The organism is Photorhabdus australis DSM 17609 (genome assembly GCF_000711895.1).
Taxonomy (GTDB): domain Bacteria; phylum Pseudomonadota; class Gammaproteobacteria; order Enterobacterales; family Enterobacteriaceae; genus Photorhabdus; species Photorhabdus australis.
Genome location: NZ_JONO01000046.1, coordinates 1 through 25,231, shown reverse-complemented (window position 1 = coordinate 25,231; position 25,231 = coordinate 1). Strand labels below are relative to the sequence as shown.

Here is a 25,231-nt window from a genome sequence, read left to right as displayed (position 1 = left end):
TTATTACGTAACCGCCATTTTTATAGGATTTCTTCATGCACACGGACCTTCTCTCCCCAGATTCGCTGCGCCAGCTCATATCTGGCCTGTTTAATCAAAAAAATATTTTGGTGGGCGATAACGACGATTTAATTCGCAATGGACTGGATTCAATGCAAATCATGGCATTGTTAAACCAATTCAGACGTCAGGGGCATCGCGTCACTCTGCGCGAACTTTACCAAAAGCCAACGCTGCATGCCTGGAGCCAACTTCTACAACGTCATGCACCTGTTGTTAACACAATGCCCAAAGATACAAAGCCGCAACCACTGATTGTAGATGCTCGCCCATTCCCGTTAACGTCAGTACAACATGCTTATTTTGTTGGACGCTCACCGGAACAAACGTTGGGGGGAGTTGGTTGCCATTTGTATCAAGAGTTTGATGGTATTGGACTGGAACCTGAACAACTGGAAGCTGCGATTCATGTGCTGATTCAGCGGCATCCGATGTTGCGCGTGCGGTTTTTGCCAGACGGACGTCAGCAAGGTATGACCCATGCTTACTGGAGAAAATTAACTGTTCATGACCTGCGCAATCTGACAACCAATGAGCAGCAACAAGCGTTGAACAACATACGTGAACAACTGAGCCACCGGGTATTACAGGTTGAAGAAGGGGAAACTTTCGATATTCAGCTTAGCCTGTTTGGTGATAATCAACATCGGCTGCATGCCAATATCGATCTACTGATCATGGATGCCGCCAGTTTCAGTCTATTTTTTACCGAACTGGCAGCATTAATTGCCAAACGCGACCTGCCCGCTATTTGTTCTGACTATGATTTTTGCAGTTATCTAACACAGTATCAGGCCCAATTTAAACAGGCTCGGCAAGAAGCAGAAATATTCTGGCGTAACCGGTTAGACACTTTACCGCTTGCTCCTCAGCTTCCTTTGGCTCGGGACCCTTCCCTAATAAAAGATGTCCATATTCAGCGCAGATGTTTTCGTTTAGCGCCTGAACATTGGGAACGTTTTAAGCAACTCGCGCAGCAAAATGGTGTTACACCCACTATGGCACTCGCAACCGCATTTGCCGCTTTATTATGCCGCTGGAACAATGCAACGCGCTTATTGTTCAACCTGACGCTATTTGACAGAGCGCCACTGCATACCGCGGTTGACAACATGTTAGCCGATTTTACCAACATTCTGCTGCTGGACATTCCTGGTGACAATTTACCGTTCTGCCAATTGGCTCAGGATGCACAAGCAACCTTTGTCGAAGCTTACGAACATCGTCACTGGTCTGGTGTAGAAGTTCTACGTGAACTCAAGAAACGAGGTAGCCACCCACATGGCGCACCAATTGTATTTACCAGCAATTTAGGTCGGCCTTTATATGGTGAAAATACCCGTGATGTTCTGGGAAAACCAAGTTGGGGAATATCACAAACACCTCAGGTATGGCTGGATTTCGTTGCCTTTGAACATGAAAATACTCTGAATATTCAGTGGGATAGTAACGATGAACTCTTTCCTGATGGTTTAATGGATACCTTATTCACGGCTTATCAGGGACTGATTGAGAATCTGACAGAAAACGCCACGCAGTGGAACGAAAAGCTGCCGGATTTGATGCCTGAGTCGCAATACCATCTGCGGAATCAAATCAATAACACGGCTGCGCCACTACCAAACGCTCTGCTGCATGAGGCAGTGTTCATACAAGCAGAACGCACACCAAATGCTGTTGCTTTAGTGACTAATAATAAAAAAATGAGTTATGGCGAGTTAAGTCTGGCAGCCCGCAGATTAGCCGCCGTGCTGCAAAAAATGCCGGTTATGCCGGGAGACCGCGTTGCCATTAGCATGGAAAAAGGTATCGGACAAATTGTCGCCGTATTAGCCATACTTTACGCCGGCGGTGTCTACGTCCCAGTTCCCGTTGATCAACCATTAAACCGACGTCGTGCAATCTGTGAAAGTGCCGGGATCAATGTCGTTATCATTGACCCTGAACATCAGAATGATGTTTGGTCACCAGATATACACTGCATGTCCTGGCATCAGGATGAACAATTATCTCCTTTAGCAAACATGTCCAAGTGTGCGGTTACTGATCCGGCCTATATCATCTATACCTCTGGTTCAACCGGGATGCCAAAAGGTGTGGTTATCAGCCACCAAAGCGCACTCAATACCTGTTTAGACATCAATCGCCGTCATCAAGTCCAAAGTAGCGACCGGTTACTGGCGCTTTCTGCCCTGCATTTCGATCTCTCTGTCTATGACATTTTTGGCATTCTCAGTGCAGGAGGCGCGCTGGTATTAATTAACGAAGCACAACGCCGCGACCCATCAACCTGGGAAATGCTGATCGAGCATCATAACGTTACGTTATGGAACAGCGTACCGGCGCTGTTCGATATGTTGCTGACCTATTGTGAAGGGATGGAAGTAGATGCGCCGAAAGCTCTTCGTACTGTGATGCTGTCCGGAGACTGGATCGGTTTATCACTGCCTGAGCGTTACCGTGCATTCAATCCTGATGGTGTATTAAGTGCTATGGGTGGCGCAACGGAAGCCGCTATCTGGTCGAATGAATATATCGTCAAACAAGTTGACACACAGTGGCGCTCCATTCCTTACGGTTATCCTTTGGCTAACCAGCGCTACCGTGTCGTTGGTGAAGATGGCCGTGATTGCCCTGACTGGGTTGTCGGTGAACTTTGGATTGGTGGTGCCGGTATAGCATTAGGCTATTTTAATGATGAAGAGCGTACTTCTGCCCAATTCGTCGTCGATCAAGGAGAACGCTGGTACCGCACTGGTGATCTGGGCTGTTACCACCCCGCAGGCTGGCTTGAGTTTATGGGACGTCGCGATAGCCAGGTAAAAATTGGTGGATACCGAATTGAGTTAGGAGAAATTGATGCTGCCCTCAATCAGGTAACCGGAATCAGTAAAGGGGTCGCCTTAGCTAGTGGTGAAAAAGAGAAATCGCTGGTGGCATTCCTTGAATTGGAAGGCGATACTTTATGCCAACGCGTAAATCGTGCGCCACAATTACCCATAAGCTACCGTGATCTGTTTCCCGCCGCTCAAGCAATAACTGCTGATAACCGTGAGCCTCAAATTGCCATATTTCTGCTAGAACATTTGTCTCGTCACGGCATTATATTTACTTCACCTCAATCGCTCACCGATTGTCTGAAACATTATCAGCCACTGCCGGAATATCATGACTGGTTTGCCCGGATGCTGGCATATCTTTGTCAGTGCAATCAATTGGCTGAATCGACACATCATGTCTATCAGGCAGCGTTGTCAGCCAAGACATTCAATAATGAATCAGAATGCATTCCTGAACGCTGGCATTCTATACTACGTGGCATTCTTACCGGTCAACAGGCCGCCGTCACATTACTTGATGATCCGCAATTCGCACCGGAACAACAGCTGTTTGTACTACCAGAAACCCAGCAATGGTTAGCAGGATTGAAACAGGTCATCATTGCCCTTTCCCAACGGTTACAACGCCCTGTTACTTTGATGGAATTCGACGCCCGCAGTGGCCTCTGTGCTCAATGGCTGGCAGAACATATCACTGACCAACATCTGTCTTACCTCGGCTTTGAACGTTCTCAAGCGCTGATCAATCAGATGCAAATACGGTTACGTGATCATAAGCATGCATCAGTACAGTATTGGTCAAAACAAATTCCAGAGTCGCTACAGCATCAGGCAGATATCATCTTGCTAAACAATGTGTTACACCGCGAGCAAGATCCAGCAAATTGCATCAAGGCGTTGATGCCCCTGGCACAACCAGGTGCGTTGGTGTTAGCCATGGAGTTGCAACAAGCCTCGTCTCTCTCTCTGATTACAACAGAATTGCTCTCACCTCACGGTATTCAGCTACGCTCTGCGTCACAATGGCTGTCTCTTTTACCGCTACAGGCGGAAACACCCATTACCATCGGCAATCTTAATGTATTGTTGATGCAAGTAAGTGACAGCGTCACTATTCCTGATCGGGAAAAAATTAAATCCGTACTGGCGCAACATTTGCCGGGATATATGATCCCACAGCGTTTACATGTTATTCCGCGTCTGCCCCTGACACCTAACGGCAAAATTGATCGTAAGATGCTGTCGCAAACCCTGCAATCCGCCACAAAAACAGCCGTGTCACACCAGAATGAAATGACCTTGTTGAATCCGGTGGAACAAACCGTTGCCAACATTTGGCAACGCCTGCTAAATACAGAGCAGTTAGGCCGTAGTAGTGACTTTTTCCAACTTGGCGGTGATAGTCTTCTGGCTACACGTCTGATTGGTGAACTGACACAACAAGCCTTCAAAGGCGAACTTGGACATCTTTTCCGTAACCCGCAATTAGCGGCGTTTGCTGCTACGCTTGTTCCTCTGTCTGAAACTGCATCAGAAACCTATTCAATACCAAAAGAACAGAATGAATATCAGCCTTTCCCATTAACTGAAGTTCAGCAAGCTTATTTGGTTGGACGCCATCCTGGTTTTGCTCTCAGTGGCGTTGGCGCTCATTTCTTTATCGAATACCGGATAGAGCAGTTAGATGTTCAACGGCTGAACCGGGTATTAAATCGCCTGATCCAGCGTCATCCGGTGCTTAGAACTGTTGTGATTAATGGACAGCAACAAATATTGAAAGATGTTCCAACGTTCTCGGTCAAGCGACACCAATTCACTGATATCACTGAAGCAGACACACTACGCGAACGACTGTCACATCAGGTATTAGATGCCAGTCACTGGCCGGTGTTCGATTTCCAACTTGCTCAAGACCACAGCCCTATTTCCCGACTATTTGTCAGCCTGGACAATTTGTTACTAGACGGGTTAAGCATGCAGATATTACTGGCTGAATTAGAACAGCTCTACCTCGATGAACAGCACGAATTGCCATCACTGAAAGTCACATTCCGGGATTGTGTGTTACGCCAGCAACAAACGCCGATACATCAAAACTCACTCCAATATTGGCAGGAGCAAGTGAAAACATTACCGCTGGCCCCACAATTACCCTTGCGTATTGCACCGGAAAGTGTTCAATCCCCGCGTTTTGTGCGCTATAGCGATCGGTTATCTGCACATGAATGGAATCAGTTAAAGCAACATGCTGCACCTCATCAGATAACCCCTTCTGCACTCTTAATTGCGGCTTATGCGGCTGTTTTGTCCGCATTTAGCACCAGACCGGAGTTAACCCTTAATCTTACCCTTTTCGATCGCCCGCACTGGCATGAAGACATTAATCACATTCTGGGTGATTTCACTTCACTGTCATTACTGGCCTGGCATCCAGAAAACAATTGGTTATTAAGTGCCCGTCGACTGCAACAACAATTATGGCAGGATCTGGATCACCGCCATATTTCAGCTATCAGAGTAATGCGTGAACTGGCGCAGAGCCGTGGCCCTGATGCTGCTATTATGCCCGTCGTTTTCACCAGTGCACTGGGCACACATGAAGGGCAATTCCTTTCACGTTCATCATGGATGAAACCGGTTTGGGGTATCTCACAAACACCACAAATTTGGTTGGATCATCAGGTTTATGAATCTGACAATGAGCTTTGCCTAAACTGGGATGCTGTCGAAGAATTATTTGAGCCGCATCAGTTACAAAACATGTTCAACCGCTATATGGCGCTATTGCGAACCCTTGCTGCACAACCAGAAAGTTGGCATTCAGCATTGGAACAACTGATGCCACGCCAGCAATGCACAATGATTGAAGATAACACCTCTGTTGTCATTGCATCATCACCGCGCTCGGAAGGGTTCGAACCACAAATATGCAGTGAAATTCAACGCCTGTTTTTATCGGTAACAAATCATCCTATTAATGCACAACAAAACTTTTTTGAGGCAGGAGCCAACTCGCTACAACTCATTCAATTGCATGGCAAATTACAACACGCGGGTTTCCATCATCTTGCTGTCACTGATTTATTCGCTTATCCAACACCAGAGACGCTCAGTTTGCGCTGCCGAAAGGATGCCTACGACGGAAATCGCCAGTCGATTACCCCTCGTCAACGTCAACAACAAAAGCGTCTGCAACAACGGGAAAAACGTCATAAAGGAGCTGCACAATGACTGATTTAACGCCTCACTACGATAATTGTGATCCCATCGCAGTGATTGGCCTTGCCTGCCGCTTTCCGCAGGCACCAGATAGCCATGCTTTCTGGCATAACCTGCAACATGGAGTTGAGTGTACTGCCGCACTCTCTCGTCAAACATTATTAGATGCAGGTATTCCTCCTGAAGTCATTGATAGTGAAAACTTCGTCAATCAGGCCGCGATACTGGAGAATGCGGAAAAATTCGACGCCACCCTGTTTGGCTATTCACGTCAGGAAGCAGAGATGCTCGATCCTCAACAGCGCCTATTCCTGCAAACAGCCTGGCATGCCCTTGAGCATGCAGGTTATGCGCCGCGTAATATACACCTAAAAACAGGCGTTTTCGGTAGTAGCCGGGTTAGCACCTGGCCTTCATGGTCACAATTTACGATGACCGATGTCGGCAAAGTTAAAGGGCTTCAGGCACTAATCAGCAACGATAAAGATTATCTTGCGACGCGTACTGCCTATAAATTAAACCTGAAAGGTCCTGCGCTCACGGTACAAACTGCGTGTTCAAGTTCACTGGTTGCCGTGCATATGGCTTGTGAGAACCTGCGCGCCGGTGAGTGTGATATGGCACTGGCTGGTGGTGTGGCAGTTTCTTTCCCTCAAGAAAGCGGTTATTTATATCAACCCGGAATGATCTTCTCACCTGATGGACATTGCCGCCCTTTTGATAGCCAGGCAAATGGCACCTACGGCGGCAATGGCGTTGGTGTTGTCACGCTGAAACGCTTGAGTGATGCTTTACGCGATGGTGATCCCATCATGGCAGTATTGCGTGGCAGTGCAATTAATAACGATGGCAACGAAAAAGTTGGCTTTACTGCACCTTCAGTTAATGGTCAGCGCAACGTTATTACTGAAGCATTACAACTGGCAGATGTCAGTATTGATGATGTCGGCATGATTGAAGCACACGGTACAGGTACACCACTTGGCGATCCCATAGAAGTTGACGCGTTACGCAGCATATTTTCTGACCGTAGTGTAGCAGTACCACCCTGTTACCTTGGCTCAGTGAAAAGTAATATAGGCCATCTTGATACTGCGGCAGGTATTGCCAGCTTGATTAAAACAGTTCTGTCTGTCTGGCATGGTTACATTCCGCCAACTATCAATGTACAACAACCAAATCCGGCATTACGGCTGGAACAAAGTCCGTTCAGACTGGCAACACAAGGACAGCACTGGACGCAAAAATTGCGTACCGCAGGCGTTTCCTCATTCGGTATTGGCGGCACTAACTGTCATATTGTGGTGCAATCATTGCCAGAAGAATTACAGCGTCGCCATGCCCATAATTCACAAATTTCGCCGTTATTGCTCTCTGCTGCTTCTGAATCCTCATTACGCCAATTAGCACAGCGTTACGCGACGGCACTCAATGATGCACCAGAACACCATGCAGATCTGGCCTGGACCGCATTGCAGGGACGCGACCTTTCACTCCCCTGGCGCTTAGCACTGACATTGACACCACAAAGTGCGGCAAACCTGTCCACCTTTGCGAACAATAGCCCAACGCCAAACATTTTTAGCGGGCAAGTTAATAGCGAAAGTAAACAACTCTGGCAATTCAGCGGCCAGGGCTGTCAATGGTCTGGCATGGGCAAAGCCATGTATGCCAGCTCTCCGGTTTTTGCCGCTATGTTGGATCGTTGCTGTGCTGCCTGTACATCCGAGTTAGCATTGCCATTAAAAGCAGTGATGTTCGGAGAACATGATGCCGCATTAGCCACCACCGAATACGCACAACCGGCAATTGTGGCTCATCAAATTGCTCTGGCGGCACATTGGCAAGCGCTTGGATTAAAACCGGATTACGTATTGGGGCACTCCGTCGGAGAATTTGCCGCAGCCGTGGTTGCCGGGATTTTCACGCCTGAACAAGTGATGCCGCTAATCGCGGTACGGGGCAAACTGATGCAAAAATGCTCCCGGGGGGGAGCGATGCTGGCGATCTTTGCCAACGAAGAAGATATTCTTCCCTTTACCCATTCACGGGCATTGGATCTGGCGGTTTGCAATGGCCCGCAACACTGGGTTTGGGCCGGGACAGCGGCGGAAATTGATATTCTGGCACAACGTCTGGAACAACAGCAGATTCGCTACCAGCGTCTTAACGTTGCCTGTGCAGCACATTCAGCCATGCTTGATTCAATTCTGGATGAGTTTTCCCAGCGCTGTAACGGCTTACAGCCGATATCGGGAGAAATTCCGCTGATTTCTACCCTAACTGCGAATATTGCAACTACTGAGCAACTAGGTTCATCAGACTACTGGCGTAATCATATGCGCCAGACTGTACGCTATTATCAGGCAATTGAATTTGCCCGCCAGCAAGGCGTTACATTATTCGTCGAATTTGGTGCTGATGCACAGTTAACCGGTATCGGGCGGCGAGTCAATCTGCCACAAGAAACCTGGATTGCCGGTACACAGCGTCAAAGTTCCCCAGAAACCGCACAGCAAACGGCACTTATGCAACTTTACTGTGCTGGTGTTCATCTTGATTGGCAGCACCTTTTCCCGCTCACCGGAGTAAAATGCCATGCGCCACTCTATCCATTCGATGAGCAGCATTACAGCTTCCCTGTGGCTAAATCTGTGCCGCACTCAGCCCATGTCAATACCGGGCCTGATGTCAATTCCCTGCTCGACCCGGCCATTGAGCAAAACGCCGATGCTGCAATCCTGCGAGCGCTGTATACCGATACATTGGTCTATCAATGTCATGGGCGGGATGCTGAACAAGGTTTCAGTGCCATCGACACGATTCGAGCAGGTCGACTACAACCTTGCTGGCGCCCCTTACTGGAACAATTATTGACTTATTGTGTCCAGCAAAGTTATTACCGGGAAGTTTCCGGACCAACGGCAAGCAAAATGTATCGTCCTCACAATGCCCTGCCGTATGCCAAACGCCGGTCATTGGAAGCCAGTTTACTCGCTGTTTTCCCTGCCTTGATCCATGCTGGCGAACGTTTATTCGCTCTGTTAAGTGATCGTGCCGACCTTCCTCGCCAATCTGTAGCGGCACGATCCATGACAAAATCATGGCTTCCTGCACCACAGCCATGCCCTGAAACTCACTATGCCCTGCATTGGCGTACAATAAACACGGCAAATAAACCGAGATCTTCAACGGCGTATACCCTCCGTTCTTCAATAGCCAATGACGAGATTATTAATCATTGGCGTCAGGCGGGAATTAATTTACAGCCTGAAAACGGCAATACGTTATTACTGCTTGAAGGCAATGATGTCGTTGAATTATGTGATCAAGTTATCAGCGCATTAAAATGCGATGAAACAACCCCGTTAACCGTTATAACCTGCTGTGCTCAACCAAAAACCACCTTATCAAAAGAGGATATCAATCCCACTCAATATGCTGTCTGGGCGCTGCTGCGTGTTGCGGTTGAAGAGTATCCCCATCGTCATATTCAGGCGATTGATATTGCTAATATCAACGATACTGACTCTTTGTCATTGGCACTCGGCTATTTGAATAAGCACAACCGCTGGCTGAGAGTACGCGGGAATCAAGTCTCTGTTCCTGTTTTACAACACCAACCATTACCGTTATCGCAACAACCGATGTCTATTCCCCATCAGGGTTGGCACATTGTTACAGGTGGTATGGGCGGTATCGGTCAAATTTCCATCCGTTGGTTACTAACGCAAGGTGCGCGTAAAATTGCCGTGTTTGCCCGTCGCCAAAATGCGGACTGGGATGCTTTTGTACAAGAGTTGTCACAAAATACCGAATGTGAAATACGTTGGGTTCACGTTGATGTCACTGACACACCAGCCCTGTTAAACGCAATACAAACGCTGGCACAAGAAGATCATATCGCCGGTGCGATTCATGCTGCAGGGATAGCTGATCATACCCGGCTGGCAGAACTTAAGCATCCACGTCTGTCACAGATGTTATCCGTAAAAGCTCAGAGTGCATCGACGTTGCAAGCGGCGCTTCAACAACATAATGCACAATATCTACTGCTTCACGCTTCTGCTGCATCGATGTTAGGTGCTCAGGGACAAGGTGCTTATGCAATCGCCAACGCTTGTTTGGAATCCCTGGCACTGACAGCATCAAATCAATTGACGGTAAAAACATTGGTTTGGGGCGTTTGGGGTGGCATTGGTATGGCCAGCGACCGACGATTAGTAGAAAAACTGGCACAAGATGGCATGTTACCATTCAGCGCAAATGAAGGTATCTGGCATTTCAATCAATCTCTGCGTACCGCATTTCCTTGCTATCTGGCAATGCGATTAGATGAACATCATCCTGATATTTTGCGCCGCGTACAGGCTGATATTACCCATACGACTGATAAGTCTCCTCCTTCTTCACGCTCTACTGATAACACGCTATATCAGGACAGTGAACAACGACTCAATTGGTTGCGTCAACATGTCGCGACATTATTACGATTAGAACAGCCGGAACGTTTAGCACCACAACAGGATTTATTGCAATTCGGTTTGGATTCCCTGCTGTTTCTGGAGCTGAATGCGGTCATCCACCAGCAATTTGGCTTTAGATTAACCGCTGGATTGGCTTATCAGAATATGACGCTGAAAGGGCTGAATGAACTGATTGGCGACGCATTACCTGAACAGCCCGTAGTTTCTTCTCAACCTGAAATCATGATTGACAGCTCTCAGCGTCATGCACCCTTTCCTCTGACGCCAATTCAGCACGCTTACTGGATTGGTCGTACTCAGGCCATTGATTTTGGTGGTGTAGCTTGTCACGTCTTATTTGAATGGGATCTGGCGCTGGATAGTTTTGATATCCCGCGTTTCGAGAACGCATGGAATGCTTTAATTCAGCGTCATGGCATGTTGCGCATGATAGTGGATGAAGATGGGCAACAAAGAATCCTGCCTGAAACTCCCTGGTATGCTTTATCACAGGATGACTTGCGAACGCTAGACGATACAGCTTGCGAACAGGCTTTAGCACAGCGTCGCCATACCCTTTCCTATCACGTACCACCCGCGGAACAGTGGCCGCTGTTTGAAATCTCAGTTTCTCTGCTACCGAATGAGCGTTGTCGCTTACATATGAACCTGGACCTGTTGCAGTTTGACGTACAGAGTTTCCGGATCATGATGGATGATCTACAACTTGCTTATCGCCAGCAATCACTGGCTCCGCAAACATTTACTTTCCGCGACTATGTGATGGCAGAACAAGCGCAACGTGAAAGTAAAGAGTGGCGGGCATCATGGGCATACTGGCAGGAACAATTACTTTCACTGCCCCCGGCGCCAGGATTACCGTTGAACCCACAACTGCCTCAACGTAGTCAGCCACAATTTACGACTTACGAAGGTCGATTGGCACAATCTGACTGGCAGATACTTAAACAAAGCTGGAAAAAATGGGGCGTGACGCCTTCTGCTGGCCTGCTGACACTATTTGCCCATACGCTTGAATGGTACAGCCGTCATCCGCTGTTTACCCTTAACCTGACATTCTTTAACCGGCAGCCTTTCCATCCAGAGGTGCAAGATCTGATTGGTGATTTCACCTCCGTCATGTTGATGGATTTCGATTTACGCAAGACAACCTCCCTGCGTGCTAGCATGGAAAAAACCCAAGCCTTGCTCTGGCAACGACTGGGCCATAATCATGTCAATGGTGTTGAAGTATTGCGGGAACTTGGCCGTCAACAAAATGGTGAAGCTCAAAGCAGACAACCACTGACACCGGTCGTTTTCACCAGTATGTTGGGGATGGCCCAGGAAGGTGTCGCCATCAAACAATCTATCACTCAACTACTTGGCGATCCGGTTTTTGTGCTGAGCCAAACGCCACAAGTCTGGCTGGATCATCAAGTTATGGAAGTTGATGGTGATCTGCTATTTAACTGGTATTGCATGGATGATGTGCTAGAGCCAGGTGTCATTGAAGCGCTGTTTGCTGCTTATAATGCGCTATTAGTGCAAATTTGCCACCAGCCTGACCGCATAGAGCATTATGATCTTCATACTCCACCCTCTGGTCACATGCGTTATGACTTCTGGCCACAACATCCTGAATTGCATCAGGCTGAACAAAATCTGCGAGCTAAGCCTGAAATACGGCTGGCAGAAATTCAGCCACGTCAGGACGAAACTCAAGGTTATAATTTATGGCTGGTCGCAGAAGATAATTTGTCATTATCACTGCCAGAACCGCTGGTTATAAACACTGATGTGTTACCGTTGCCTGCGTTAACAGAGCAACAAGCATTTGAACGTTCCTGGCAACACATTGAACAACAAGCATTATTGGGTCTGGGCCAGACTTTACTACGTCATAACCTATTCACTGCGCCACAACAAAGCCACTCTCGTGAAGAGATTGAACAACGTTTACAACTGGCACCACAGTATCAACGCCTGCTTACCCAATGGCTGACGTTATTAAACAAGCAAGGATTTATTGAAAAAACCGGTGACGGATACCGTTGCTTGCAGCCGCTTAGTCATATTCCTGCTCCTGCCGCAAAACTGGATGATGCAGTATGGTGCCAAACTATCAGTCGTTATGTCGCAACCTGTATCGGGCAACATGACACCCTGCTTGCCGGAAAAGGCAACGCATTGGAACTGCTGTTTGCCGATAAACAAACCACAGCCAGCCTCTACAGTGAAAACCCGGCGTTACGTTGCCTGAACCAAACTGCCGCTGAAATTGTCCGCCAACTGAGCCAGACATCGGAACATTTCACTGTACTGGAAGTCGGCGCAGGAACTGGCGCAACTTCCGCGAAAGTACTTGCACACAATCCACAAGCTATTGAAAGTTACCACTTTACTGATGTTTCTCCGCTATTTCTGGATGATGCACGTCAGTTACTCAATCACTATGGCGAAACCGTAAAATTTGCCCTGTTCGACATTAACCAGCGTATTGATTTTAGTCAGCATCCTGAATTGGGTTATGACCTGATTATGGCGGTTAACGTATTACATGATGCAATCCATCTGAGAAATACTCTGCAACGTCTGTCTCGGTTACTGAAACCCGGCGGATGGTTGCTAATCATTGAATCAACTAAGCGCGAAAGTGCTATGCAACTCGCCAGTGTTGGATTTATTGAAGGGATTAACGCCTGGACCGATGATCGCGGTGACAGTGCATTGCTGGAACTCGCTGACTGGCGTAAATGTCTGGAGAAATCCGGTTATCGGGTTTCATTGGAATGGCCGGGACAAAACGGGCCAGAACTGCATCAACAACTGATTCTGGCGCGAGCTGAACAGCAAGCACGGCTTAATGTCCGTGAAATAGCAGCACAATTTTCCACCTTGCCTTACTCAATGCATATTCAACAGCGGGAGCAATTACCGCTGCCAGTGGCAGCGCAAGAGAGCATGGTACAACCGTTAACTGCGGAAAGCGGGCAACCGGAAACAGAAGATGATCAACTCCATGATATTGAACAGCAAGTGATTGCGCTCTGGAGTTCACTGCTTCCTCAGCCAATACAGCGTCACAGTGACTTTTTCCAAAGTGGTGGTGACAGCTTAATTGCAACCCGAATGGTGGTGCAGCTACGCCGCCAGGGCTACAAACAGGCTAATCTGCAACAGCTATTCGAACATCCTAAATTGAATGACTTTTGCCGTACCTTGCGGGGAGTTGAGACAAATTCAGCTACGCTGGCTACAGCCGAACAGGCTGAAAAACCCGCATCGGAACAGATTTTGCCACTTACCGCACTGCAATACGCTTATTGGTTGGGAGAAAGTCAACTGTTCCAATTTGGTAACGGTATCGCCCACTTCTACGCTGAACTGGCTATCAACGGGCTTGATCTGCCTCGTTTTACCACCGCCTGGAACCGTGTGATAAACCATCATGGGCAATTACGCGGTTATGTGAAAGATGGGCAATATCATATTCTGCCGGCAGTTCCCTGCTATACACCGACGGTCATTGATTGTCGTAACATGATGCCGAATGAGCGCGAGACACAGCTGAGTAATGCTCGCGACACACTGCGTACTCAAGGGGTTCCCAGCGACAACTGGCCGCTGTTTGATTTAACCCTCTACCATACTGATGACCGGACACATCTATTGCATTTGACCATCGACTTGCTGGTGGCTGATGGCAAAAGTCTGACGTTAATCTTGCGTGATTTACACCATTGGTATCAGGAATCTCACTGGCAACCAGAACCGCCAGCAGCGACTATTGCTGACTATATTCAAGCACTGGAGAATGAGAAAACCGGAGAAACCTGGCAACAGAGCCGGCAATACTGGCTTGATCGCTTACCTTCACTTCCCGATGCGCCAGTGTTACCACTGAAAGATCATCAGTCACAACAACTCGATCAACAGTGCCTGACAGGATATATCAGCTCACAACAATGGCAGCGTTTGCAACAACGTGCGGCAGAACATCGGGTATCCCCTTCACAAGTTATGCTCACACTATTTGCTCACATTCTGTCGGTATGGAGTAACAGCGAACATTTCACTATCAATGTCCTGCATGGTAACCGTCTATTAATGCCACAACATTGCGATACGTTAGTTGGCAATCTGTCTACCACATCCTTGTTGGAAGTGGATTTACGCAATATCACAGGCTTTGGTGATGCCGTAAGCCGGATACAAAGACAATGGTTAGCTGATCTTCAACATGCGCTGTTTGACGGACAATTGGTACTCAGAGAGAAAAATCAGCATCGCCACAACCTGAACGCCGGAATGCCAATCGTATTCAACGATACAACCGGTACGGCGGGCAAAGGTCCATCAGGGTTAGGTACCCTGAATCTCTTTGGTGCGCAAACACCCCATGTTTATCTCGACTGTATGCTAATTTCCGGCGCAGAAGGTGGAATCACCATACAATGGGCAATCTTGCCGCAACTATTCCAGCCACAAGTTGCAGAAAACATGTTTGCCCATTATCAAGCCAGCATCGTTGCCCTGCTCGAACCAAATTACCAATGGAGCACTCCACTTCCTGACTGGCTGCCGGCAAGTGATCGCACTTTATGCCAGAACAGTAATGCGACAAAAAACATATTTCCATCACACACACTTTGTTCGCTAATTGAACAGGCAGTAAACCGTTACCCACAACACACCGCTGTTGTCGATGCCTCTCGTCAGATCGACTATCGCACTTTGTGGTTACAAAGCCTGACACTAGCAGCACATCTGCAAGCACAGGAAAATCAAGCTTCGTCTCTGATTGGCGTGGTGATGGAAAAAGGCTGGGAACAAATTGTCGCGGTTATTGCGATTTTATTAGCAGGACGGGCTTATCTGCCTATTGATGCGAGTTATCCGCAGCAGCGCATCCATCAGCTATTAGCCTCAGGAGAAGTCGATACCGTACTGACCCAACCTAAGTTTGTTCAACAGATGAGCTGGCCTGACAATGTGCAAGTCATCTCTCTGGATGAAACATTACTTAACCGCTTACCCGTCAACTTCAGTGAACAGAATTTATCCGCGCACCCTGAGGATTTAGCTTATGTCATCTTCACCTCAGGCTCTACAGGAAAACCGAAAGGCGTGATGATAGATCATCAGGGCGCGGTCAACACCATTCTTGACATTAACCAACGCATTGCACTCAACGAGTACGATAGCGTGCTGGCAATATCAGAGTTAACATTTGACCTTTCAGTTTATGACCTATTCGGCCCGCTGAGTTGCGGAGCAAAACTGGTTATCCCTTCGCCTGGTGACAGTCGTCAACCCGACAAATTACTGACATGGTTACAACAAGAATCAGTTACCGTTTGGAACTCTGTTCCCGCATTTGTGCAATTGCTGGAAGAATATGCCCGAAGCTACCCACATTCTTTGGATAGTCTGCGCTGGATATTAATGAGCGGTGACTGGATACCGACCAATTTACCGGCAAAATTATATGCTCTCCACCCTGAACTAAGTCTTCTCAGTTTGGGAGGTGCTACCGAAGCATCAATATGGTCTATCGCCTATCCTATCGCACAAGTCGATCCAAATTGGCGTAGCATTCCTTATGGTAAGCCTTTGGCTAATCAAACCTTCTATGTGCTCAATTCATCACTTTCACCTTGCCCGGTCTGGGTAACTGGTGAGCTTTATATTGGTGGACAGGGACTGGCTCTGGGTTATTGGGCCGATTCAGAAAAAACGGAACAAGCATTTATCACGCATCCACAAACCGGTGAACGACTTTACCGCACAGGTGACTTAGGACGCTGGCGGCCAGACGGTAATATCGAATTTCTGGGACGTAATGATCACCAAATTAAAATTCGAGGCTACCGGATTGAGCTGGGCGAAATTGAGCACCGTTTATGTGAGCACCCTGAAATACAACAAGCGTTAGTGTTTGCTCATACGACGTCAACTGGCGCATTGCAACTCGTCGCGGGTTTACGTTTAACCGACAACGCCCCCGTATCTACAGAACTTTTACCGGTACTGCCTCACTGGTTGCAGCAAACTCTGCCGGTTTGGATGTGTCCACAACGATTTATCATTCTTGATACGATCCCCGTATCAGACAACGGAAAAATTGACAGACGCACATTGATTACTCTGGTTGAAACAACGCAAGAAGTTAATTCAACACTATCGGCGGTGACACTCAACGCGACAGGACAAGCGGTATTAAACCTTTGGGAATCGGTATTAGAGCAACAAGATATCAACGTACATGAGAGTTTCTTTACTCTTGGCGGAGATTCCCTTGCGGCAGTACGGCTAATGGTGAAAATCAACCAGACATTCAATCGCCAATATCCGCTCAGCCTGCTACAAACTTACGATACCGTACATTCATTGGCTGAATTTATTGAACATCAGCCGGAAAATGCTTGCCAGGGTGTGATATTGAACAAAGGAAACATTGAGCAACCAGCCTTGTTCATCGTACATCCTATTGGCGGACACCTACTGGGATATCGTCATTTGGCGGCTAATTTCAACGCCCAACGTATGATTGGATTAGCATTTGCGCCAAATAGCTTGAATACCGATAAACCTTCCGTTGCTGCACTGGCTGCTGACTATATCAATCAAATTCGTAGCTTCCAGCCTAAAGGACCTTATGCACTGGCGGGCTGGTCCTTCGGTGGACTCGTGGCTTATGAAATGGCGCATCAGTTACGCGCGGCGGGTGAAAGCGTTTCTCATTGCATCCTGATTGATAGTTTTGCGCCAAACGTGCGCACCGATCTCACTTTGGATGAAGCATTCTGTCATCGTCATTTCCTGCTCGATTTACAGGGACAATTCCCCGGTTTGACGCTGGATAACCGTGCTATCGCGGCTGACACTGAAACCTTCCTTCAGGCGCTGCACGAAGCCTTGCCACAATCTGCACAGATTGATAGCTCGCTGACTGCACTTTACTCGGTATGGCGCCACAATCTGAGTGCCTTGCTTGATTACTGTCCACCGCAGACTTCACAACCTTTCTGTCTTATCCGGGCAGAACAAGCATTGCCTGATTTTATGGATTACCTTGATCCAACCACAATCACCTCAAGGGATCTTGGCTGGCAGACTTTCGGGCCAGTTAATGTGACACCACTTGATGGTGATCATTACAGTCTATTCCAACACAAACATGTCGGCTCTCTGGTTACCTGTCTGAAAGACATCCTGAATTCAGCACCAACTACTGAGCCTGTTAAGGAGAACATATGATAAAGCCACGGCGGGTTTTGATTGTCGGTTCAAAATTTGGCGAACTGTACCTTAATGCGTTTCTACAACCTCAGCCAGATCTGGAACTGGCCGGGATTCTGGCGCAAGGAAGTACACGTTCACAACAACTTGCCCGTGATTTCAATGTGCCACTATTTTGCTCACTGGATGAACTGCCAGACGACATCGATATTGCCTGTGTGGTCATACGGGCAGAGGTTATTGGTGGCAAAGGCGACCAATTAACTCAGGCATTATTGACACGAGGTATTTCTGTTATTCAGGAACACCCGCTTGATGCCAGCGCTATCAAAAGACACCAGTCAACAGCTGGCAAACATGATGCTATGTTTTGGGTAAATAGCTTTTACAGCCAATGCCATGCGGGCAGAAGCTGGTTACATGCGGCGCAACAAATCAGCCAATTATCACAGCAACGTCCGGTCAGTGGCTATCTGACAACCAGCCGCCAGTTACTATTCTCCGCACTTGACCTGTTATTACAGGCATGTCATTGCCCGGAACAAATGGAGATAGTTTATGTCGGTCAACGGAGCAATGCATTTCATTGCTTTGAACTCAGCTTTGCGGATACAACGATAACGTTAAACGTTCAATCTTATCTGGACCCCAGAGATCCAGACATGCATAACCTGGTTATGCATAAAATGACGTTGATCTGGCCTGCAGGTTATCTTACGCAGGAGGCCAGTTATGGGCCGGTTATCTGGACGCCGGTTCTTCATGCGCCAAATCATCTAAATAATGATCAAAGCCTTTACCTGAATGCCAGTCAGCCTGATGGGGCTTATCTGCATCAGACAACATCACAAATTCTGTGTCCGGCAACCAAAAACTGGATGACCGCATTTGAATGTGATGGTGCTGAAGGTGTGGCATTTCTACTCAATACCTTAAGTTCTGTATTAAATGGCGCTCTCCGCCCTTCTGCTTTTGCCTACGACTACCAACTACGACTGGCAGACTTGTGGCAACAAATTTTGCGCATTATGGGAGAGCCTGTTACTCAGGATTTATCGCCGCCAGTCTGGATTGATCCAGACCAATTAATACTAACTAAGGAAAAACAGTGATGACGTGGGCACTTCCTACACACCCGATGATTCGTCCGTGCCTGACGACTCGCGGCAAACCGAAATACACATTGCTCATCTGCCCCTTTGCTGGGGGCAGTACCAGTGCATTCCGCCAATGGTCCACATTGGCAAATTCAGATATAGCAGCTTCACTGGTGATTTACCCCGGACATGACAGCCGTATGAACGAACGTGCTGCCACCCGGATTGAACCATTAGCACAATCACTTGCTGACCTGATCGTATCATTCACACCTGCACAGAGAGAGAACCTGATCTTAGTTGGTCATAGCATGGGAGCTCAGGTCGCTTTTGAAACTTGCCAACGCCTTGAACAACATAACTGCTCTCTCAAGGCACTGGTACTTTCGGGGTGTCATGCACCCCATCTTCAACCTCGACGTCAACTGAGTGGATTGCCTGATCATGAATTCATTGAACAACTGATTGATATCGGCGGTTGCAGCCCGATGTTACGAGAAGATCCAGGATTACTTGAGTTGTTCTTACCAATGCTACGTGCTGACTTTTTTGCTACAGAGCACTATCACCACGTTCTTCAACCTGACTCAGTAAAGCTGCAAACACCAACGCTATTGCTTTATGGCAACGAAGACAAAGAGGCTTCTGCTATGGAAGTTCAGCAGTGGCATCACTGGCTTGCAGGTGACACGCAAAACCTTTCTTGTTGCTGCCAGGAAGTTACCGGCGACCATTTTTATATTACTCAAGATCCTCAAAGCTTTATTCATCACGTTACACAATTTATACAATATATCTAACAGGAGTTCGCATAATGGCACCTTTTTCTATCCCAGGGAAAACATTGACTATGACGCCAGACTATCTTTGGAATGGCAAAACGCTAGACCAACAACTTGCCGGTTGGTCTGGTATCTGGGGTAATAAAACAGCGCTGATCTATCAAGAACAACAGCTAACTTACCGTGAATTGCACCAATCCGCAGAAAGATTGGCTAGTGGGTTATTTCACCGGGGAATACGTCGTGGTGATAACGTCATGGTACAACTGCCTAACCGCATCTCCTTTGTCGTCACCTGTTTTGCTTTATTTAGACTGGGTGCTCACCCAGTGTTATTAATGCCTACTCAACGGGCACATGATATTCATGCGCTTTGCCAGATTGCGCGCCCGGTGGCTTACATTATCCCTGATTGTATTCATGGTTTTGATTACCGTGAAATGGCGCGAGAAGTTGCAGCATCTTGTCCCGATCTGAAACACATTATCGTTGATGGAGAAGCGGAGGAATTTACCCCATTAACATCCATTGATGATGAACCGTTCAATGTTCCCGGGCCAAACTATGTTCCTGGACCAAACTATGGCGATATTGCTGTCTTGTTACTCTCAGGAGGCACAACCGGTACACCGAAATTAATTCCGCGTACTCACGACGCCTATACCTATGATTTTGTCCTCTCTGCCCGCCTGTGTGCGGTAAATACGGAAAGTGTTTATTTAGCGGTATTACCTGTTGCCCATAACTTCACCTTAGGCAGCCCCGGTATTCTCGGCACCCTTTCTCAAGGGGGATGTGTACTCCTGAGTGATACCGCCAGTTGTGATGAAGCCATGCCACTCATCGAACAACACAAGGTGACACATTTAGCATTAGTACCGGCTCTTGCGCGTCTCTGGGAACAAGCCCGTGACTGGGAGCAAAGCGACCTTTCATCCCTGCGCTGCTTACAAGTCGGTGGTGGCAGACTCACACCAGAACTGGCAGAACAGGTCATGACACGCCTTGGTCCTTTACAGCAGGTATTTGGTACAGCGGAAGGATTACTTTGCTATACCCGATTAGATGATCCCTACGAAGTCATCATTAATACCCAAGGACGCCCATTGTCAGAAGAAGATGAAATCAAAATTGTTGATGCCAATTTGCAACCTGTCGCATCTGGTGAAGTAGGTGAACTGATTACACGCGGTCCTTACACGATTACCGGATATTATCGCGCAGGACAGCATAATACCGTCGCTTTTACTACTGATGGATTCTACCGTACCGGCGATCTAGTTCGCATGAACTCAGATGGCAACCTAATCGTTGAAGGGAGAATTAAAGAACAGATTAACCGCAGTGGTGAGAAAATTTCGACACAAGAAGTCGAAACATTGTTGCTGCAACATCCTGATATCGATGACGTGGTTGTCGTCGCTGTCCCTGATGAACTATTAGGTGAACGAATCTGCGCCTGCCTGCTTAAGAGTGGTAACCTGCCAGAATCCGCCCAGATGCAAGCGTTTTTGCAGCAGAAAGGCGTTCAACGCCATAAAATTCCTGATCAATGGTTGTTTGTGGCGTATTGGCCATTAACCACTGTGGGAAAAATCGACAAACGCCAGTTGATACAGATGGCACAAGCAGAACATGGCAGCCCAATGCAGCAATATCATGAACACACTATTGCGATTACCAGTACTCCGTTAGATCTCATCACTCATTTGCTCTCAGATGATAATGATGCACAACCTTGTACTCTCTATGAAACAAAAGGTGAATGGTCATTAGGCATAGGTTGTGCAGCAACGATAAGTGCAGATGCATCGGGACAATTGATTGATTCACAAGGTAATCATCATCCATACGATATTAATACATTAAGTCAAAAGCTTGAGCAGGCGCTCACCGCTCTCCCTATCAAAGACTGGCGTGCTTATGGGAGAACATTATTTGAGTTTTCCCATATGACCTATGGACTACCATTAGAACAGCAAGATGAAGCACTCATTAAAATCACTATTCCACAGCATGAATTACGCATAACTCAAGGACAAGTTCTGATCCGGACACTTGAAAAAGCACAGATCGCTACCTTGAGCGAAAAAGTCAGGCAAGCTGATCAATCAGGCACACCGGCTTTCCCATATACCAAAGAGATGAAAATTACCAACCCGGCAGACGCAGCAAAAAATTATCAGGACAACGTAGCAAATGCGGTTAAGGATATTGCCGCAGGTCACTACCAAAAAGTGATCCTGTCACGCAAAGTAGAGCTTGGGTCCCATATTGATATGAGGCACAGTTACTGGCTGGGCCGTCAGGCTAACACACCGGCCCGCTCCTTCTTCCTGCGTGATGAAGATTTCTCAGCTTATGGTTTCAGTCCAGAAACCGTAGTTGAGGCGGATGGTTCAGGTTGGGTCAGTACCCAACCATTAGCAGGTACCAGAGCATTGACCCATGACAAAGAGCAGGATCAACGGCTACGGGCAGATTTACTTTCTGACCCGAAAGAAATCTCCGAACATGCTGTTTCTGCCAAACTGGCATTAGAAGAATTGGCACCGATTTGTCAGGCTGAAACGCTTTGTGTGTCAGAATTTATGGCTATTCGTGAACGTGGTTCGGTACAACATTTAGCATCACGAGTAAAAGGATTATTACAAACAGACAAAAATCGTTGGGATGCGTTCATCGCCTTATTCCCGGCAGTGACCGCTTCGGGGATACCGAAGAAACCTTCTCTCCAGGCAATTTCACGTTATGAAGGTGAACCACGTCAGCTTTATAGCGGTTGTGTCATGTTATTAGATAGCTCAGGTAAACTGGATGCCGCGCTGGTATTGCGCTCTCTCTATCAACATAAAGGACGTTGTTGGCTCCAGGCTGGCGCTGGATTGGTCAGAGATTCCAAACCGGAAAGAGAGTGGCAGGAAACCTGCGAAAAACTTGACTGCATTATAAAATACGTTCGTCCTTATTCCGACAAAGAAGATTAATCACATTACAGGAAAAATCTGAGATAACTCTGATTTTTCCTGGTTAATCAGTCAATAACAAAATAGCCACTCATCCAACGAAGCTTTTCGAAAAATAAATGTTTCCGCTTAATCCAAAAATAAACATTTTTTCCTCATTGCAAAATTCACCTTTTTACTATGATCAATAAGTCACCTCTGATTTCTCCTTCTAGTGACAACAATTAATCTAAAAAAACCAAACGAATATATACCAGCTTGCAACCACTCTTGCTGGTACCATTTTTGGAGGCAAAAATATGTTCTCACGTCGTGATATCTTGAAAGCATCCGCAATTGGTGCAGCAGCTAGCATGGGTAGTATGATTAAATCCGCTGTTGCTGATGAACAACACAATACTGTCACCGCGGGCAATAACAAACCGCCAATAAAAACCAAAAGCTTGTATAAATATAAATTCACAGATAGCAAAAAACGGGTATTGGAAAATGGATGGGCACGGGAAGCCACAGTAGAACAATTCCCGATATCTGAAGGTATTGCCGGGGTTGATATGTTACTTAAACCGGGTGGTATCCGTGAACTGCATTGGCATGCTGTTGCCGCTGAATGGGCCTATATGCTTGAAGGTCATGCACGTATTACCATTATTGATCCGGAGGGAAAAAGTGAAGTTGCTGATTTTGACCCCGGCGATGTATGGTATTTTCCCAAAGGTCATGGTCACTCCATTCAAGCGCTGGAAGATGGTGCGCATTTTATTCTGACTTTCGATAACGGGCACTTCTCAGAATTTGGCACTTTCAGCATCACTGATTGGGTAACGCATATGCCGAAAGAAGTGCTGGAGAAAAGTGTTAATATGCCGGCATCCGTTTTTTCCAAAATTAAACAGGGTGAAGCTTACATCGTCGGTGGTGCTATACCGCCAAAACTTCCCCTACCGGTAGACGACGGAGGATTGAACAATGCCCCACTCACCCACCGTTATGAACTTTTGAAAAACAAACCCTTCTTTGAGAACGACGCGGGGAGTATTTATCGAGCATCATCGAAAGAATTTCCCATTTCGACAACTATCACCGGTCTCATAGAAACCATTAAACCTGGTGCAATCCGTGAGCTACACTGGCATCCAAATGCCAACGAATGGCAATACTACATTTCAGGCAAAGGACGTATGACCGTGTTTAGTTCTCATGGACACGCACAAACTGCAGAATATGGAACAACCGACGTCGGTTACGTACCACAGGGATTTGGTCACTATATCGAAAATATTGGCGATGATGATCTTAAAGTGCTGGTTGTACTAGATAACGGCATCTACCAGGATATCTCACTTTCCGATTGGTTAGCTAAAACCCCGTCTTATCTGCTGGCGGACAACTTCAACAATCAAACCTCCGATTGGGCGAACCGTCCTAAGGATAAGCTTGTTATATCACGCCGCAGGACTTGAAATATTATCCCGTGGTGTATTAAAGAAACTATGTAACCTTGTATATTAAAAATAGCCTCGTTTACACGGGGCTTTATTTATCAGTATTAAAAATAATTAAAGAAATGGCAATGGATTTTAATATCATTAATATACCGGTTATTACTCCTCTCTTGTTTTAAACCTAAAAAATTAAATAAAGAAAATAAGAAAATAAGAAAATAAGAAAATAAGAAAATAAGAAAATAAGTTTAATGAAAATTAGCGGATTAAATACTGAATTTAAAAAACTTTATATATTTCTCTTATTTAATCCACCATAACCATTTAAAAACGCGAATACAGCGAGATTAAATAAATAAGGTTTCATGATTTCTCGTTAGACATCTGGAGTAATATATTGTTATTGTTGAATAACTTGTAATCGCAGACAAATAAATTGAATTCATGTATAAAATCCTCTAAATAGACCATGCATTGTTTGTAGTTTCTTTTAGAAATCTCTTTATGATTTTCTTCGTTAAATGCATCAATTAAATCATTGTAAATCTTATTGGCTTTTTGGATTTTCTCATAAATTATGCGTAATTGGTTAAGTATATGAACCAAGCTAGATACGACACTAAGTATATTTTCAACAATTCTTTCTACTAACAAACAAAGTTTAGATATTTGCTCCCTATCCTCCTCATCGGAAATAGTTTTTAATAGATTCTGGAGTTTTTCATAAACAAGACCAGGAAACATACTTTTTTAGGCGGTCTGGTAACTTCACAGGGTGAGATCTCACATTTTTAATAAGGTTATTTTGGTTAAATAAAAATCAGAATATGACTTTTTATAGGCATTTCTCTCATTAAAACGTTAAGATCTCTCTCTTCCATAAAAAAGCGATCCTAATAATGAGTATTTTTAATTTTATCAGCAAGATAGAAGACCCTCGCTCTGACATCAATAAAAAACATGAATTAATGGATGTGATTTTTTTAGCCTTCTCCGCTGTATTATGCGGCGCTTCTGGCTGGAAATCGATTCAGGAATTTGGTGAGTTACAGAGCGAGTGGCTTAAACAATACACGCATTTTACTCACGGTATTCCTCGTCGTCACTGTAT

7 protein-coding genes are annotated in these 25,231 nt (G+C 46.4%); all 7 read left to right on the top strand.

Annotated elements, in window-relative coordinates; all coding sequences use genetic code 11:
* Window positions 1-35: 35 nt before the first annotated feature.
* Window positions 36-6,131 carry a non-ribosomal peptide synthetase gene (locus BO26_RS13625; RefSeq protein WP_036772228.1) on the top strand — a complete coding sequence of 2,032 codons (6,096 nt, stop codon included), beginning with the start codon at window positions 36-38 and terminating at the stop codon, window positions 6,129-6,131.
* Window positions 6,128-17,848 carry a hybrid non-ribosomal peptide synthetase/type I polyketide synthase gene (locus tag BO26_RS13620; protein ID WP_036772226.1) on the top strand — a complete coding sequence of 3,907 codons (11,721 nt, stop codon included), beginning with the start codon at window positions 6,128-6,130 and terminating at the stop codon, window positions 17,846-17,848. The genes BO26_RS13625 and BO26_RS13620 overlap by 4 nt, the downstream gene beginning before the upstream one ends.
* A complete protein-coding gene (locus BO26_RS13615; protein ID WP_036772225.1) occupies window positions 17,845-18,942 on the top strand; it encodes a Gfo/Idh/MocA family oxidoreductase in 1,098 nt (365 codons plus the stop codon). The genes BO26_RS13620 and BO26_RS13615 overlap by 4 nt, the downstream gene beginning before the upstream one ends.
* Entirely contained in the window at window positions 18,942-19,727 is a 786-nt protein-coding gene (locus BO26_RS13610) for a thioesterase II family protein (protein ID WP_236637461.1), read from the top strand. The genes BO26_RS13615 and BO26_RS13610 overlap by 1 nt, the downstream gene beginning before the upstream one ends.
* Window positions 19,728-19,777: 50 nt before the next feature.
* On the top strand, window positions 19,778-22,696 hold the full coding sequence (locus tag BO26_RS24515; protein WP_338049136.1) for a salicylate synthase: 2,919 nt from the start codon (window positions 19,778-19,780) through the stop codon (window positions 22,694-22,696).
* 278 nt (window positions 22,697-22,974) lie between these two features.
* On the top strand, window positions 22,975-24,138 hold the full coding sequence (locus tag BO26_RS13600; protein ID WP_051690982.1) for a cupin domain-containing protein: 1,164 nt from the start codon (window positions 22,975-22,977) through the stop codon (window positions 24,136-24,138).
* 881 nt (window positions 24,139-25,019) lie between these two features.
* Window positions 25,020-25,231: transposase family protein (locus BO26_RS13590; protein ID WP_036772220.1), on the top strand; the 212-nt coding region annotated here is incomplete at its 3' end.

What these genes read in the sequence shown, in the direction of transcription:
- BO26_RS13625 (WP_036772228.1), top strand. Translation starts at nt 36, where the DNA reads ATGCACACGGACCTTCTCTCCCCAGATTCGCTGCGCCAGCTCATATCT.
- BO26_RS13620 (WP_036772226.1), top strand. Translation starts at nt 6,128, where the DNA reads ATGACTGATTTAACGCCTCACTACGATAATTGTGATCCCATCGCAGTG.
- BO26_RS13615 (WP_036772225.1), top strand. Translation starts at nt 17,845, where the DNA reads ATGATAAAGCCACGGCGGGTTTTGATTGTCGGTTCAAAATTTGGCGAA.
- BO26_RS13610 (WP_236637461.1), top strand. Translation starts at nt 18,942, where the DNA reads ATGACGTGGGCACTTCCTACACACCCGATGATTCGTCCGTGCCTGACG.
- BO26_RS24515 (WP_338049136.1), top strand. Translation starts at nt 19,778, where the DNA reads ATGACGCCAGACTATCTTTGGAATGGCAAAACGCTAGACCAACAACTT.
- BO26_RS13600 (WP_051690982.1), top strand. Translation starts at nt 22,975, where the DNA reads ATGTTCTCACGTCGTGATATCTTGAAAGCATCCGCAATTGGTGCAGCA.